The 14,248-nt window shown below is 74.4% G+C and carries 15 protein-coding genes; 8 read left to right on the top strand and 7 right to left on the bottom strand.

From position 1 onward, the window contains the following. Positions 1-26: 26 nt before the first annotated feature. The gene (locus ACGFSH_RS28575) at positions 27-1,133 is read left to right on the top strand and encodes an NAD(P)-dependent alcohol dehydrogenase (protein WP_393353516.1); all 1,107 of its coding nucleotides are present in this window, start codon (positions 27-29) and stop codon (positions 1,131-1,133) included. Positions 1,134-1,366: 233 nt separating this feature from the next. On the opposite strand, the gene ACGFSH_RS28570 is transcribed toward ACGFSH_RS28575, so the two are convergent. Continuing rightward, entirely contained in the window at positions 1,367-2,335 is a 969-nt protein-coding gene (locus ACGFSH_RS28570) for an NADP-dependent oxidoreductase (RefSeq protein ID WP_393353515.1), read from the bottom strand. 70 nt (positions 2,336-2,405) lie between these two features. On the opposite strand from ACGFSH_RS28570, the gene ACGFSH_RS28565 reads away from it, so the two are divergent. Further along, entirely contained in the window at positions 2,406-3,359 is a 954-nt protein-coding gene (locus ACGFSH_RS28565) for a GlxA family transcriptional regulator (RefSeq protein WP_393353514.1), read from the top strand. Between the two features lie 65 nt (positions 3,360-3,424). On the opposite strand, the gene ACGFSH_RS28560 is transcribed toward ACGFSH_RS28565, so the two are convergent. Both ACGFSH_RS28560 and ACGFSH_RS28555 read right to left on the bottom strand, forming a co-directional pair. Beyond that, positions 3,425-3,988, bottom strand: a complete 564-nt coding sequence (locus ACGFSH_RS28560) for a TetR/AcrR family transcriptional regulator (RefSeq protein WP_393353512.1) — start codon at positions 3,986-3,988, stop codon at positions 3,425-3,427. Next, a complete protein-coding gene (locus ACGFSH_RS28555) occupies positions 3,985-4,347 on the bottom strand; it encodes a DUF1304 domain-containing protein (RefSeq protein ID WP_393353510.1) in 363 nt (120 codons plus the stop codon). The genes ACGFSH_RS28560 and ACGFSH_RS28555 overlap by 4 nt, the downstream gene beginning before the upstream one ends. Positions 4,348-4,581: 234 nt before the next feature. On the opposite strand from ACGFSH_RS28555, the gene ACGFSH_RS28550 reads away from it, so the two are divergent. After that, positions 4,582-4,974, top strand: a complete 393-nt coding sequence (locus tag ACGFSH_RS28550; RefSeq protein WP_393353509.1) for a VOC family protein — start codon at positions 4,582-4,584, stop codon at positions 4,972-4,974. Between the two features lie 221 nt (positions 4,975-5,195). Here ACGFSH_RS28550 and ACGFSH_RS28545 read toward each other — a convergent pair whose 3' ends face one another. Then, positions 5,196-5,492 carry a DUF4235 domain-containing protein gene (locus ACGFSH_RS28545; protein WP_389780456.1) on the bottom strand — a complete coding sequence of 99 codons (297 nt, stop codon included), beginning with the start codon at positions 5,490-5,492 and terminating at the stop codon, positions 5,196-5,198. A gap of 33 nt (positions 5,493-5,525) precedes the next feature. After that, entirely contained in the window at positions 5,526-6,545 is a 1,020-nt protein-coding gene (locus tag ACGFSH_RS28540; protein ID WP_393353508.1) for a glutathione S-transferase family protein, read from the bottom strand. Here ACGFSH_RS28540 and ACGFSH_RS28535 point away from each other — a divergent pair. Continuing rightward, on the top strand, positions 6,544-7,671 hold the full coding sequence (locus tag ACGFSH_RS28535) for a cation diffusion facilitator family transporter (protein ID WP_393353506.1): 1,128 nt from the start codon (positions 6,544-6,546) through the stop codon (positions 7,669-7,671). The two genes, ACGFSH_RS28540 and ACGFSH_RS28535, sit on opposite strands and share 2 nt — an antisense overlap. A gap of 148 nt (positions 7,672-7,819) precedes the next feature. Here the strand turns inward: ACGFSH_RS28535 and ACGFSH_RS28530 are convergent, their stop codons facing one another. Together ACGFSH_RS28530 and ACGFSH_RS28525 are read right to left on the bottom strand one after the other, a co-directional pair. Next, the gene (locus tag ACGFSH_RS28530; protein WP_393353505.1) at positions 7,820-8,269 is read right to left on the bottom strand and encodes a nitroreductase family deazaflavin-dependent oxidoreductase; all 450 of its coding nucleotides are present in this window, start codon (positions 8,267-8,269) and stop codon (positions 7,820-7,822) included. 219 nt (positions 8,270-8,488) lie between these two features. Further along, a complete protein-coding gene (locus ACGFSH_RS28525) occupies positions 8,489-9,112 on the bottom strand; it encodes a LysE family transporter (RefSeq protein ID WP_393353504.1) in 624 nt (207 codons plus the stop codon). Between the two features lie 332 nt (positions 9,113-9,444). On the opposite strand from ACGFSH_RS28525, the gene ACGFSH_RS28520 reads away from it, so the two are divergent. The 4 genes from ACGFSH_RS28520 to ACGFSH_RS28505 all read left to right on the top strand — a co-directional run bounded on the left by ACGFSH_RS28520 (position 9,445) and on the right by ACGFSH_RS28505 (position 14,198). Further along, positions 9,445-10,776: a cytochrome P450 gene (locus ACGFSH_RS28520; RefSeq protein ID WP_393353503.1), complete on the top strand. Its 1,332-nt coding sequence runs from the start codon at positions 9,445-9,447 to the stop codon at positions 10,774-10,776. A gap of 11 nt (positions 10,777-10,787) precedes the next feature. Further along, positions 10,788-10,988, top strand: coding sequence for a ferredoxin (locus tag ACGFSH_RS28515; protein ID WP_393353501.1), 201 nt, complete (start codon positions 10,788-10,790; stop codon positions 10,986-10,988). A 75-nt stretch (positions 10,989-11,063) separates the two neighbouring features. After that, the gene (locus tag ACGFSH_RS28510) at positions 11,064-11,627 is read left to right on the top strand and encodes a flavoprotein (protein ID WP_393353499.1); all 564 of its coding nucleotides are present in this window, start codon (positions 11,064-11,066) and stop codon (positions 11,625-11,627) included. Between the two features lie 495 nt (positions 11,628-12,122). After that, positions 12,123-14,198 (top strand): ricin-type beta-trefoil lectin domain protein, encoded by a 2,076-nt coding sequence (locus ACGFSH_RS28505; RefSeq protein WP_393353599.1) that lies wholly within the window; start codon positions 12,123-12,125, stop codon positions 14,196-14,198. The last annotated feature ends 50 nt before the right edge of the window (positions 14,199-14,248 follow it).

The raw sequence follows: 14,248 nt of genomic DNA, 5'->3' as shown, positions 1-14,248 counted from the left end.
CCGCCCCCGACAAGGGAGTCGCACCGATGCCCCTCACCACCCGCGCCGCCGTCGTCGAGTCCGCCGGAGCGCCCTTCACCCTGTCCGACGTCGTGCTCGACGACCCCGCGCCGCACGAGGCGGTCGTCCGGCTGGTCGCGGCCGGCCTGTGTCACACCGACCTCGGCGTAGCGGGCGGCGGGCTCCCTTTCCCGCTGCCCGGGGTCCTCGGCCACGAGGGCGCGGGGGTGGTGGAGACGGTCGGCTCCGCGGTCACCGGCGTCGTCCCCGGCGACCACGTCGTGCTGTCCTTCACCTCCTGCGGCCGGTGCCGCAACTGCCTCGGCGGCCATCCCGCCTACTGCGCCGCGTGGCTGCCGCTGAACCTGCTCGGCGGCCGCCGCGCCGACGGCACCGGCACCGTCAGCCGGGACGGCCGGGTCCTCGGCGGCCACTTCTTCGGCCAGTCCTCCTTCGCCGAGCGGGCGCTGGTCGACGAGCGCAGCCTGGTCAGGGTCGACCCCGACGTTCCGCTGGCGTCGATCGCGCCGCTGGGCTGCGGGGTCCAGACCGGCGTCGGGGCCGTCTGGAACGTGCTGAAGCCGGCGGCCGGCGACACCGTCGTCGTCCTCGGCGCGGGAGCCGTCGGCCTGTCGGCCGTCATGGCGGCCGCCCTGTCGCCGGCGACCACGATCGTCGCCGTCGACCGGATCGCCGAACGCCTGGAGCTGGCCGTTGAGTTGGGCGCCACTCACACCGTGGACACGGGCCGCGCCGCGCTGGGCGACGCCGTCGCGGAGATCACCGGCGGGCAGGGCGCCGACGGCGTCGTGGAGACCACGGGGAACACGGCCGTGCTGCGCGGGGGCGTCGACGCGCTCGCCGCACGCGGCACCCTCGTCGTCGTCGGCGCACCGCCCTTCGGCAGCGAGGTCGCCCTGGACGTCAACGGGCTGCTGGGCGGCAGGCGCGTCGTGGGACTCACCCTCGGCGACAGCGAGACGCAGACCTTCGTCCCCGCCCTTGTGCAGTTGGTCAAGGACGGGCGCCTTCCGCTGGACCGCCTGATCGGCCGCTACGCGTTCACGGACATCGACCGGGCCGTGCGGGACATGACCACCGGCAAGACCGTCAAGCCGGTCCTCGTCTTCTGACGCCCGCCGAGCACCGGCCGTGGAGCCGGTGCTCCCCCTCCGCCGGCCGGCCCCATGGCCGCCGGGCCGGTGCGCGTCCGGTGCCGGCGTCTCCCGGCGGCGGGCCGGGCGACCGCGAGGCCCGGTTCCGTTCGCCTCCCGAGGGCCGGTCAACGACCCGACGGCGACCCCGTGTCAGGTCTCGGGAGGCCGTCGGGGCCGGGCACGGACACGCCCCCGGCCCCGGCGGGCGGTCAGTCGACCGTGAGGACCAGCTTGCCGGTGGTCCGGCCGGTGTCGCCGAGCCGGTGCGCCTCGGCGGCCTCGGCCAGCGGGAAGGTGCCCGAGACGGTGGCGCGCAGCCGGCCCGTCTCGACCAGTTCGGCGATCGCGCGCATCCCCGCCCGGTCGGCGTCCACGAGCATCCGCACCGCGCGCACCCCGAGCCGCTCGGCCTCCTCGTGGAACTCGTCCGATCCCACCGGCAGGATCGACACCACGATGCCGCCCGGCCGCAGCACGCCCAGCGACTTCACCGAGGTGTCACCGCCCAGCGTGTCCAGGACGACGTCGACGTCCTTCACGGCCTCGGCGAAGTCGGTCTCCCGGTAGTCGATCGCCTCGTCGACGCCCAGCTCGCGCAGGAAGTCGTGCTTGCCCGCGCTGGCCGTCCCGATCACGTACGCGCCGCGCGCCTTGGCGATCTGCACGGCCACATGGCCGACGCCGCCGGCCGCGGCGTGGATCAGCACCCGCTGACCGGGGCCGAGTTCGGCGGTCTCCACGAGCGCCTGCCAGGCGGTCAGCGAGACCAGCGGCAGCGCGCCCGCCTGGACGTGGTCGACGCCCTCGGGCTTGTGCCACAGGGCGCGCACCGGCGCGATGACGTACTCGGCGTGCGAGCCGTGGCCGAAGGGGTAGGGCAGCATGCCGAAGACGTCGTCGCCGGGGGCGAAGGTGGCGACGCCGACGCCGACCGCCTCCACGGTGCCGGAGACATCCCAGCCCAGGACGAAGGGCGGCTCGCCCAGGAACCCGCCCGTGGCGCGGTGCTTCCAGTCGGTCGGGTTGACGCCGGCGGCGCGTACCCGGACCAGGACCTCGTTCGGGCGGGGCGCGGGCCGCTCCGCCTCCGTCTGCTTCAGTGCCTCGGGACCGCCGAGGACGTCCTGACCGATGACGCGCATGGTCGTGCCGGTGCGCGGGGTGTTCTCAGTGCTCATGCCGAACAGCCTGCCCGGTCCGGTCCCGCCGGGAAATGGCATGATTGCCAACATCCGATAAGATCGTGCCATGCCCTCAGCAGACCAGCACCGCGTCGTCGTCCTCGCCCTCGACGGCGTCTACCCGTTCGAGCTCGGCATCCCGGCCCGCATCTTCGGCGCGGCCGACGGCCACTACGAGGTCATGACCTGCACCGTCGACGGCGGCCCGGTGCGGACCAACGCCGACTTCACGATCGGCGTCGAGCACGGCCGCGAGGTGCTGGCGACGGCCGACACCGTGGTGATCGCGCCGGTCGCCCCCGACCGGGTGACGCACGACCTGCCGGACGCGGTCGCCGAGGCCCTCGCGCTGATCCGCCCGCAGGCGCGCATCGTCTCCATCTGCACCGCCGCGTTCGTCCTGGCCTCGGCCGGACTGCTCGACGGCCGCCGGGCCACCACCCACTGGCAGGTGACCGACGTGTTCCGCCGGATGCACCCGCAGGTCGAGCTGGACCCCGACGTGCTCTTCGTCGACGACGGGCGGGTGCTGACCTCCGCCGGGGCCGCCTCCGGCGTCGACGTGTGCCTGCACATCGTCCGCAAGGACCACGGCAGCGAACTCGCCAACCGGGTGGCCCGCCGCTGCGTGGTGCCGCCCTTCCGGGACGGCGGCCAGGCGCAGTACATCGAGCAGCCCGTGCCGCAGGCCGGAGCGGCCGGCACGGCGGCCACCCGTTCCTGGGCCCTGGAGCGCCTCGACGAGCCGCTCGCCCTCGCCGACCTCGCCGCGCACGCGCGCATGAGCCTGCGCACCTTCGCCCGCCGCTTCCACGACGAGGTCGGCATGAGCCCCGGCCGCTGGCTGATCCAGCAGCGCGTCGCGCACGCCCGGCACCTGCTGGAGGCCAGCGACCTGTCCGTGGACCAGATCGCCGCCCGCGTCGGGTTCGCGACCGGCGCGTCCCTGCGCCAGCACCTGCACACCGCCATCGGCGTCTCCCCGCAGGCCTACCGCCGGACCTTCCAGACGGCCCGCTGAGCGCCCGGCCGCGACGGCGGGAGGCCCGTCCGTACGTCGCTGCGGCGGCCGGGGGTTGTCGCCGCTCAGCGGCTCGCGTGCAGGGCGACCAGCAACTGCCAGACCTGGTCCGCGATCTCGGCGGGCGTCCCGCCGAGATCGCCGTGCAGCCAGTCGGCGAGCACGCCCGCGAAGGTCGCGGCGACGGCCGAGGCGATCAGGGGCGCGTCCGCCGCTCCCGCCCGCTCCCGTTCCCGCAGGCTGTAGGCCCGCAGGTCCCGGTGGAGCACCCGGCCGAGCGGACCGCCGCCGCCCGGCGCCAGCAGGGTGCGGTACAGGGCCGCGTGCGGGGCCAGCGAGCCGAAGAACTCCGCCAGCGCGCCCGGCGCGCGGACCGGGTCGGGCCGTCCGCGCCAGGCGTGCAGCGCCTCCACGGCCTCGCGCACGACGTCCGCGCAGGCGTCGACGGCGAGAGCCTCCAGATCGGGATAGTGGACGTAGAACGTGGCCCGTCCGACGCCCGCCCGGCGCACCAGCGCCGCCACCCCGACCTCCTCCAGGGGCCGTTCGGCGCACTCCTGGAGCAGCGCCGTCCGCAGCTTCGCGCGGGTGCGGGCCGCCCGCGGGTCCTCGGCCCCGCCGCGGATCACTGCGCGATCAGGACGGCGGCCAGGGCGATCGCGCCGGGCAGCGCCTGCGCGAACAGGATCCGCCGGTTCGCGGTGACCGCCCCGTACACCCCCGCGACGATGACGCAGCACAGGAAGAAGACCTGCGCCCGGAACCCGGTCGGATCGGCCGCGACCAGCCCCCACACCAGCCCCGCCGCGAGGAAGCCGTTGTAGAGCCCCTGGTTGGCGGCCATCGGCGCGGTCCGCTTCGCCAGCTCGGCGTCGAAGCCGTGGAAGGACATCCCCGGCGGCTTCCGCCACAGGAACATCTCCATCACCAGGATGTAGAGGTGCAGCGCTGCCACCAGCGCGACCAGCACGTTCGCCAGAATGTTCATGTTCTCCCTCGACCCCGGTCCCACCGGAACGGTTCCTGGACAGGTGTCCACTATAGCGGGACACCTGTCCAAGAAGTCCAGGGGCGGAATCCCTCGGATGCGCGCAGCCGCGCACGGGATCCGCGCGGGCCCGTGACGGGGTGTGGCCGGTGGCCGACGCGAACGGGGGTATCCGCATGGTCCCGGGACGCAAGTCGGCCGTCCCGGCCCGGACCTCGCGGAGGAGACGACGACATGGCAGTGGTGAAAGCGGGCGTCGTGGTGCTCGACTGTGCCGAGCCCGAGAAGCTCGCCGAGTTCTACAAGGGACTGCTCGACGCCGAGGAGACCGACAGGAGCGCCAACCGGGTGGAGATCAGGGGCGCCGACGGCATCCGGCTCGCCTTCCGGCGGGACGTGAACGCGACGCCGCCGAGCTGGCCCCGCCCCGAGAACTCCCTCCAGGCCCATCTGGACTTCATCGTCGACGACCTCGACGAGGTGGAACGCCGGGTCGTCGGCCTCGGCGGGCGGCCGCTGGAGACCAAGGGCGCCCCCGGCCCGCACGAGGAGCGGGGCTACTCCGACCCGGCCGGCCACTCCTTCACCCTGCGCCTGGAACCCTCCACCGCGCCGAAGCAGGGCTGACCCGCTCCCGGCCGCGGTCACGCCGACCCGCCGCCCCGGCGTGACCGCGGCCGGAGCGACGCCCGCCGCGGCCGGACGGCGCACGGCCCGGCCACGGAACCGGCGCCCGGTCCGGGGCGTCAACGGCGGCCGGCCCGGCGCCGTCCGGCGGGAAAGCCGGGCGGCACCGGGCCGGCGAACGCGGATCCGGGTGGACGTGGGCGGACGTACGCCGTACGGACTCAGTCCCGGCCGGTCTTATCCTTGGCGGGCCAGACGCCGGTGGACCGTTCGATCGCCTTGGCGCCGGTCCGGTCCGCGGCGCTGCGCGCCGCCGCGAAGATCGCGCCCTGGACCGCCGCCGCCAGCAGCACCTCGCCCCAGCCGCGGTCCCGGTCCAGGGCGTCAGGGGCGTCGTCCTCGTGCCGGATCGCCTTCCACGCCTTGCGGAACGCGAGGCCCGCCAGGGCGCCGCTGGCCCAGCCCAGCGCGAAGCCCACGGGCTGGTACACGAGGGGCAGTTTCCTCTTCTTGGACACGTCGGTCTCTCCTTGTGTGAGGGATACGGGGCCTCAGGGCCGTCCCCGTTCCGGAACCTGTTCCCCGGCGCGCACCGGCCCGGGGGGAGTCCCTTCGCCGAACGGCCGGCCGCCCAGCTCCTCGCGGTGGTGCGGGGAGCGCCAGCCGGCCAGGTCGGGCCCGAGGGGGACGATCCGGGTCGGGTTGATGCCGGTGTGCACCTGGTGGTAGTGCCGTTTGATGTGGTCGAAGTCGACCGTGTCGCCGAAGCCTGGCGTCTGGAACAGATCGCGGGCGTACGCCCACAGGACCTGGTTCTCGGTCAGCTTCCAGCGGTTGCACTTGAAGTGACCGTGATAGACGGCGTCGAAACGCACCAGTGTGGTGAACAGCCGGATGTCCGCCTCGGTGATCGTGTCGCCGACGAGGTAGCGCTGACCGGTCAGCCGGGACGCCAGCAGCTCCAGGCGCCGGAAGACGCCCGTGCACGCCTCCTCGTACTCCTTCTGCCCGTTCGCGAAGCCCGCCCGGTAGACGCCGTTGTTGACGTCCTCGTACACCCCGGCCATGACCGTGTCGATCTGATCGCGCAGCTGTTCGGGATACAGATCGGGGGCGCCGGGGCGGTGCAGGGCCGTCCACTCGGTGGCGAGGTCGAGGGTGAGCTGCTGGTAGTCGTTGGTGACGAGCTTCCCGCTGGGCACGTCCACCAGGGCCGGCACGCTGACCCCGCCCGGCGGATCGCTCTCGCGCCGTTCGTAGGCCTCGCTCAGGTACCGGATGCCCAGCACCGGGTCACGGTCGTCCGGGTCGAGGGTGAAGCGCCAGCTTCGGTCGTCCTGGATCGGGTCGGCGATCGCCATCGACAGCGCGTCCTCCAGGCCGAGGAGCCGCCGCGAGATCACCGCCCGGCTCGCCCACGGGCAGGCGCGGCTGACGACCAGCCGGTACCTGCCGGCCTCCACCGGCCAGCCGTCGCGGCCGTCGGCCGTGACCCGGTCCGTGAAGCGGCTCGCGGACCGTTCGAACGACTTGTGCCCGTACGCGCTGTTGCCGCCGCCCCCGTCGCCCATGTTTCCTCCCGATGCCGGTGCGTTCCCTGCTCACCGCGTTCCCCGATTTCCGCCGACGGCACGGTGTGAGCCGCACCGGCCGGGGCAGTCGGCGAACGTGAGCGGGACATCCTCAACACGGAACGCCGAACGCACAGGCGAACAGACCACCCCGGAGAAAGGCGACCACGGTGCCGAAGGGAATGCCGACCGCAACACACGCGTCACGGTCCTGGTGGCCCTCGCCGCCAACCTGATCATCGCGGCGGCGAAAGCGGTCGGCGGCCTGCTCGCGGGCTCGCCCGCACTGCTGTCGGAGGCCGCGCACTCCGTGGCCGACAGCCTGAACGAGGTCTTCCTCCTCGCCGCGCTGCGCCGCAGCCGCCGCCCCGCCGACCGCCGGCACCCCTTCGGCTACGGCAAGGAGCGGTTCTTCTGGTCGCTGCTCGCGGCCGTCGGGATCTTCGTCATGGGCGGCTGCTTCTCCTTCTTCCAGGGCGTCGAGGCCCTGCGGTCGGGCGCGGACGAGAAGACGAGCGGTTACGTGGCCGGCCTCATCGTGCTCGGCGTCTCCTTCCTCGCGGAGGGCGCCTCGCTGCTGCGGGCGGTGCACCAGGTGCGCAGGCAGGGCGGCGCGGTCGCGGGACTGCGCGACCCGGCCCTGCGCACGGTCGTCGCCGAGGACGGCACGGCGGTGCTCGGCGTCACCCTGGCCGCGGCCGGGATGGCCCTGCACATGGTCACCGGGCAGGTCGTGTGGGAGGCGTCGGCGTCGCTGGCGATCGGCGCGCTGCTCGTCTTCGTCGCCTACCGGCTCGGCCGCGAGGCCCGCGACCAGCTCATCGGCGAGGCCGCCGACCCCGAGACCGGCTCGCGCATCCGCGCGCTGCTCGACGCCCAGCCCGAGATCGACAGCGTGGAGGCCCTCTTCACGATGAAGATGGGCCTGGACTCGGCCCTGGTGGCCGCCCGCATCGACCTCATGCCGGGTCTCGACAGCGAGCGGGTGGAGGAGGTCGCCGTCCGCATCAAGCGCTCGATCGCCGGCGTCGTCCCCGAGGCCGACCAGATCTTCCTCGACGTGACCGACCGCGCCCGCGAGGCAGGGGAAAGCCCCGCCGCGACGGGGGAGCGCGGCGGGGCCTGACACCCGGTTGCCCGGTGCGGACGCGTTCATGCGGCCCCCGCCGGAATCTCTTCCTCAGCGCAGGAGACCGGCTCCTGTGGACCGAAGGGCCCTCCGCCACGGCGGAGGGCCCTTCCGCGCCCCAGGGGGCCGGTGTGCTGCGTGCGGGTCAGCCGGCGGAACCCGGCTCCACGACGAACACGGGGATCTCCCGGTCCGTCTTCTTCTGGTAGTCCGCGTACGGGGGATAGGCGGCGACGGCCCGCTCCCACCACTCGGCCTTCTCCGCGCCGGTGACCTCACGGGCCGTCATGTCCTGCTTCAGCGGCCCGTCCTGGAGCTCGACGCGCGGCTCTGCCTTGACGTTGTGATACCAGACCGGATGCTTCGGCGCGCCGCCCTGGGAGGCGACCAGGGCGTACCGGCCGTCGTGCTCGACCCGCATCAGCGGCGTCTTGCGCAGCTTCCCGCTCTTCGCGCCCCGGGTCGTCAGGAGGATGACGGGCAGCCCCGTGTCCCGCAGCGTCGTCCCCTCCTTGCCGCCGGAGCGTTCGTACTGCTCCACCTGGTCGCGCACCCACTGCTCCGGGCTGGGCTCGTACTCGCCTTCGAGAGGCATGGCTTCCTTTCCCCTTCGTCGTCTTCGCGGGTCCCGTGCGCCGGTACCGCGTGCCTCCGGTCCGGCGGACACGAGTCGCCCGCGTCGGCCCGGCCGCATCGGTTCCCCGTACGTCCGTTCCTCGTGGATCCGTTCCTCGCACACCGGCCGGGCACTCGTCCGTCCCGCGTCGTGCTTCAACACCGGTACCCGCCCGTTTCATCCGTACGGCGGCCGGACCTACACCACCATGCGCACCGCGAGCGCCGTCATCACCGCGCTCGACACGAGAGCCGTCGCGAGCCGGCCGCGGTGACCGGTCAGGGCGCGGCCCAGCAGGGCCCCGCCCGCGGCGAGCAGCACCTGCCAGCTCGCCGACGCGGCGAACGCCGCCAGCACGAACACGCCCTGCTGCACGGGACGCACGGCGTCGTGGGCGCCGTTGCCCAGGACCAGCGCGGCGAAGTAGATCACGGTCGTCGGGTTGAGGAGGGTGATGCCGAGCAGGCTCAGGAAGGCCCGGGCCGGGCTCGGCGGGGGCGGGGCGGAACGGGTGCTGAGCCGGTGCGCCCGGTACTGGCGCACCGCGGACACCGCGCCCCGGGCCGCCAGCACGAGCAGCACCAGGGCCGAGGCCCAGCGCAGCGGCGTCAGCACCGGCCGCAGCACGGCGGCGACGGCGGCGCCCCCGACCGTGGCGACCAGGGCGTACAGCCCGTCGGCGACGGCGACGCCGAGCGCGGCGCACACGCCGGTGCGCAGGGAGGTGCGGGCGGTGAGGGAGACGAGGTAGGTCGCGACGGCGCCGACGGGTACGGCGATGCCGTATCCCGCGACCAGGCCCGCGACGAGCGCCGCCGTCACGAGGCGGAGGGGCCGGGCCTCCGGGGGGCGCCGGGCTGCTGCTGGACCGGGGCCGGGGAGACGGCGGCGGACATCGGCAGCGGCAGGGTTTCGTCGAAGGACATGGCCGGATGGTGCGGGTGGCGACCGGCCGACGGCAACTGTTTTTCCCCGCGCGACCGTCGGCTTCGCAGCCGAGAACGCCTGATCCGCCGCCCGGGCGGGACACCGGAGCGAACGGTTTTGGCCGTATCGCCCGATTCGTCGATCTGGCCGAACTCCGCGTCGCCTTATAGATGCCCGGGGCATCTAATGAAGATCGGCAGGACGCACCCCTCGTCTGCGAGGTCACCATGACGGACACCCAGGTCACCACGGACACCCAGGTCACGACGGACGCGGAGAGCGCCGCGGACGCACCCGACACCCCGGACGGCACGGACAGCCGCAATCCCGCCCGCACCGGAGCCGTCCCGGCCGGAGCGCCCGCCGGGGAGCCGGTCCCCGTGGCCTTCCCCCAGGACCGCACCTGCCCCTACCGGCCCCCGGCCGCCTACGACCCCCTGCGCGCCTCCCGTCCCCTCGCGCGCGTCACCCTCTACGACGGCGCCACCGCCTGGGTGGTCACCGGGCACGAGGCGGCCCGCGCCCTGCTCTCCGACTCCCGGCTGTCGACCGACCGCACCCGCCCCGGCTACCCGGCGACCTCGCCCCGGCTGCGGGCCCTGCCCGACCGCAAGGCCGCCCTGCTCAACGTGGACGACCCCGAGCACCACGCCCAGCGCCGGCTCGTGCTGGCGAACTTCACCCTCAAGCGCGCCACGGCCATGCGCCCGGCCATCCAGCGCGTCGTCGACGAACGGATCGACGCCATGCTCGCCCAGGGGCCGCCCGCGGAACTGGTGAGCGCCTTCGCGCTGCCCGTTCCGTCCACGGTGATCTGCGACCTGCTCGGCGTGCCGTACGCCGACCACGAGTTCTTCGAGGAACAGTCGCGGCGGTTGCTGCGCGGCCGGGTGCAGCAGGAGGTGCGCGACGCGCGCGACCGCCTCGACGCCTACCTCGGCGCGCTGATCGACCGCAAGCTGGAGGACCCGTCCGGCGACGGCGTCCTCGACGCCCTGGTGGACCAGCAGGTGCGCGAGGGCACGGTCGACCGCCGGGAGGCCGTCGCGCTGGCCACGATCCTGCTGGTCGCCGGGCACGAGACGACCGCCAACATGATCTCCCTCGGCGTCCACACCCTGCTCCAGCACCCGGAGCGGCTGGCCGAGCTGCGCGCCGATCCGACGCTGCTGCCGGCGGCGGTCGAGGAGCTGATGCGGATGCTGTCCATCGCGGACGGTCTGCTGCGGCAGGCCACCGAGGACATCGAGGTGGCCGGGACGACGATCCGGGCCGGCGAGGGCGTGGTCTTCGCGACCTCCGTCATCAACCGCGACGAGAGCGCCTTCCCCTCGCCGGACGCCCTCGACTGGAGCCGCTCCGCCCGCCACCACGTGGCCTTCGGGTTCGGCATCCACCAGTGCCTGGGCCAGAACCTGGCACGCGCCGAACTGGAGATCGCCCTCGGCACGCTCCTCGCCCGACTGCCCGGACTGCGCCTGGCCGTCCCGGCGGAAGAGGCCCGCTTCAAGCCCGGCGACACGATCCAGGGGATGCTGGAACTCCCCGTGACCTGGTGAAGGGCCCGACCATGGACATCCACGTCGACACGGACGTCTGCATCGGCGCCGGCCAGTGCGCCCTGGCCGCCCCGGGCGTCTTCACCCAGGACGACGACGGCTTCAGCACCGTCCTGCCCGGCCGCGAGGACGCCGGGGGCGACCCGATGCTCCGCGAGGCGGTGCGCGCCTGCCCGGTCGGCGCGATCACCCTGTCCGCCCCGCCCGAGTGACGCCCGCAGCCCTGCGTCTCCTCCTGGAACGCCCCCGTCGAGCCGCAGGGGACGGCGTCTCAGTAGGGTTCGCCAGTGACCGCACAGGACGAACAGCAGCCGTTCCTCTACCTCGTCGTCTGCGCCGCGGGCGTCGCCGCGGACGTCGGCGAACTGATCGTCGCCGCGCAGGGGCGGGGGTGGCGGGTCGGCGTCATCGCCACCCCGACGGCCATGAACGGCTTCTTCGACGTCGACGCCGTGGAGGCACGGACGGGGCACCCGATCCGGTCCGCCTGGCGGCGGCCCGGCGCTCCGCGGCCCTTTCCCGATCCCGACGCGGTCGTGGTGGCGCCGGCCACCTTCAACACCGTCAACAAGTGGGCGGCGGGGGTGGCCGACACGCTCGCGCTGGGCACTCTGTGCGAGACCGCCGGACTCGGCGTCCCCATGGCCGTGCTGCCCTGCGTCAACGAGACCCTCGCCCGTCACCCCGCCTACCGGGAGAGCCTGACGCGGTTGCGCGGGATGGGCGTGCGGTTCGGCTCCGCCCAGGATCCCGCCGGGGGCCACGGGTTCGGATGGACGCGGGCGCTGGACCTGCTCGACCACCCCGCCACGACAGAGCCCGGCCCGCCCGGAGCCGCTGGAGGCCGGTGACGCGGGGTCCCTTCCGCAAGGCCCCGCCCTCCGTCCCCGGAGGACGGGCCTCGCCCCGCTCGTGACCGGCGCGCGCGGTGCCGGGGACGGAAACGCGCCGGCACATTCCCGCCGGAAACCTGTTGAAAGCGCGTCGAAAGCCTCGCCGAAAAGCTCACCGAAAGGGGCCAAAGGGGCGTCGATACCGGTGCCACCCCAAGGTGCGATCCCTTATTGACGTTTCGTCAAGGTCTCCGGGCCGACGGGGAATGCGGGAAACCGCGTGATCTCTTGTTCCGCCTGGTCCGGCTGTGCGAAGGTGTGCCTTGTCGGCGCACGGACAATGTCTTCTGCACTGTGCGCGCGAGACGCCTCCCGTCCACACCCCCCGCGCTCCAAAAGAGCCGTCCCCCGCGGACGTTCGGAGGCGTCGAACCCTGTGCGAGCCGATCCCGCTTCCCCGGCGGGGTCGCCTACCCGATGGTATGGACTTTATGCCGCATGCCTCCGGAAGGAATGCAGACCGTGAATGACGCAGGCCTGTCGAATTCCCCTTCGGCGCGCCGCTTCGACGCGACGGACGAACAACTGAGCGCGGAGCTGAAGAAGTGGACGGGGGCGTCACCCGCGCTGCATCCCGTCGGCGAACTGCTGGACCGGCACTGGGAGGCGGCCTTCGCCTACGCGCGGCTGTGCACCGACGGCGAACGCGCGGCCGGGATGCTCACCACGGCCGCCTTCACCCGGCTGTTCGGCGAGACCCTGCGGCAGAACGGGCCGACGGCCGCCTGGCGCCCGCATCTGCTGGTCACCGCGCGCCGCGTCGCCGCCGAATGGGACGCCGACGGCCGCCGCGACCAGCTCCACCCCGCGCTGCGTTCCGAGGCGGAGGCGGACGGCGCCGACGACGGCCTGGGGGGCGGCCGCGCGGCCGCCCTCATGCTGCCGCCCGTGCACCGGCGCATGCTGTCCCGGGCTTTCCAGCGTCTGCCCGAGGCGGCCCGCTGCATGCTCTGGCACGCCGAGGTCGAAGCCGAACCCCTGGCGGTGCCGGGCGGTCTGCTGGGACTGGAGGAGGACGGCGCGCGCGTCGAACTGCGCCGGGCCCGCGAGCGGCTGCGCGAGGAGTGCCTCCAGGTGCACCGCGAGCTCGCCACCGAGGACGACTGCCACCGCTACCACCGCCTGCTGGACGTCACCTGCCGCCGCGGCGGCGCCGACCTCGACCCCGATCTGCGCGCCCACCTCGAACGCTGCCGGCACTGCGCCCACACCGCCGACCAGCTCAGACAGTTCGAGGGGCTGCTCGGTGCCGCCCTCGCCGAGGGTGTCCTGGGCTGGGCGGCCGCCGCCTACGTCGAGATCAGGACGGCCGGCGACGGCCAGGGGGCCGGTACCCCCGTCGAGCAGCCCCGCGGGTACGCGGGCGAGGCCTTCACCGACGGTGACCACCCGCGCCCGCAGGACGACCCCGCCTCCCTCGCCGCGCGGCCGGCCGCTGCCGACCGCCGTGCCGGATCGCGGGCCGGTGCCCTGGCCCGCATCGGGGCACGGGCCGCGGGCCTCGCCGGCCGGCCCGACGCCACGGCCGACGCAGGGCCGGGCCCCGGGAGGAGCCGCTCCGCCCAGAAGGCGGCCCGCCGCGCCCGCCGCCGCAACCTGACCGCCGCCGTGCTGACGGTGAGCGGGATCGTCGTCCTGCCGCTCGTGGTGTGGGCCGCCCTCGGTTCCGGGGAGGACACCGGCGCGGTCGCGGACAACGAGGCGGTCAAGGCCCCGGCCGCGGGCGCCGGCAAGGCCACCGACGGCCCCTCGTGGGCCGGCTCCGGCGACGACGCCCGGGGCGCGATGCGCGGCCGGCTGCACAACGCCGCGTCCGGGCTGTGCATAGGGATCGCCGGGGGCAAGCCCGCCGACGACGCCGAGGCCGTACTGGCCGCCTGTTCCTCCGCGCCCGGCCAGCAGTGGTCGTACGAACCGGACGGCCTGCTGCGCAGCGCCGCCGACGCCGGCCTGTGCCTGGACTCGCGCCTCGGCTACTCGGTCCGGCTGGGCCCGTGCGCCGGGACCGGCCGGCCCGAACCGGAGAACGTGCGCTACGACTTCACCCTTCAGGGCACGCTCGTGCCGCGCTCGGGACAGAACCTCGCGCTGGCGCCGGCCGCCACGGACGGCTCGGGCGCCCTCGTGCTGAAGAACCGGGCGGACAGCGCCGCACAGCGCTGGGTGATCGACACCTCGAAGCCCGACGCGCAGATGCAGATCGTCAACTGGGGCGCCGACAGCACCGCGGACGCCGCCCCGGACCGGAACGCCGTCCCGAAGTCCGCGAAGTCCGCCGCACCCGCCCCGATCCCCACGGCCGGCCCCTCCGCCGGTCCCGCGCCCACGGCGTCCGGCTCCCCTTCCGGCCCGGACGACTCGTCCTGCTCGCGCGCCGACCCGTCCGCCTGCCGCTGGGGCGGCGGCGCCGGCCACGGAGACGGCGGCTACGGCGGCGGATACGGTTACGGCGGCCATGGCGGGTACGGGGGCTACGGGTACGGCGGGTACGGCTACGGGGGCTACGGCTCCGACGGCCGGCGGAACTGACGACCGTCGGGCCTGACGGTCGTCGGGCCTGACGGGGGGCGTCCCGGACG

Source organism: Streptomyces sp. NPDC048481 (genome assembly GCF_043200075.1).
In the GTDB taxonomy this organism is placed as follows: Bacteria; Actinomycetota; Actinomycetes; order Streptomycetales; family Streptomycetaceae; genus Streptomyces.
Note: the sequence above shows the minus strand (reverse complement) of the source record. Positions and strands in the feature narration are given on the sequence as shown.

Coding starts and splice junctions, on each gene's coding strand:
- ACGFSH_RS28565 (WP_393353514.1), top strand. CDS start 2,406: ATGCCCTCAGCAGACCAGCACCGCGTCGTCGTCCTCGCCCTCGACGGC.
- ACGFSH_RS28505 (WP_393353599.1), top strand. CDS start 12,123: ATGCAGACCGTGAATGACGCAGGCCTGTCGAATTCCCCTTCGGCGCGC.
- ACGFSH_RS28575 (WP_393353516.1), top strand. CDS start 27: ATGCCCCTCACCACCCGCGCCGCCGTCGTCGAGTCCGCCGGAGCGCCC.
- ACGFSH_RS28530 (WP_393353505.1), bottom strand. CDS start 8,269: ATGCCTCTCGAAGGCGAGTACGAGCCCAGCCCGGAGCAGTGGGTGCGC.
- ACGFSH_RS28540 (WP_393353508.1), bottom strand. CDS start 6,545: ATGGGCGACGGGGGCGGCGGCAACAGCGCGTACGGGCACAAGTCGTTC.
- ACGFSH_RS28555 (WP_393353510.1), bottom strand. CDS start 4,347: ATGAACATTCTGGCGAACGTGCTGGTCGCGCTGGTGGCAGCGCTGCAC.
- ACGFSH_RS28535 (WP_393353506.1), top strand. CDS start 6,544: ATGTTTCCTCCCGATGCCGGTGCGTTCCCTGCTCACCGCGTTCCCCGA.
- ACGFSH_RS28570 (WP_393353515.1), bottom strand. CDS start 2,335: ATGAGCACTGAGAACACCCCGCGCACCGGCACGACCATGCGCGTCATC.
- ACGFSH_RS28520 (WP_393353503.1), top strand. CDS start 9,445: ATGACGGACACCCAGGTCACCACGGACACCCAGGTCACGACGGACGCG.
- ACGFSH_RS28550 (WP_393353509.1), top strand. CDS start 4,582: ATGGCAGTGGTGAAAGCGGGCGTCGTGGTGCTCGACTGTGCCGAGCCC.
- ACGFSH_RS28515 (WP_393353501.1), top strand. CDS start 10,788: ATGGACATCCACGTCGACACGGACGTCTGCATCGGCGCCGGCCAGTGC.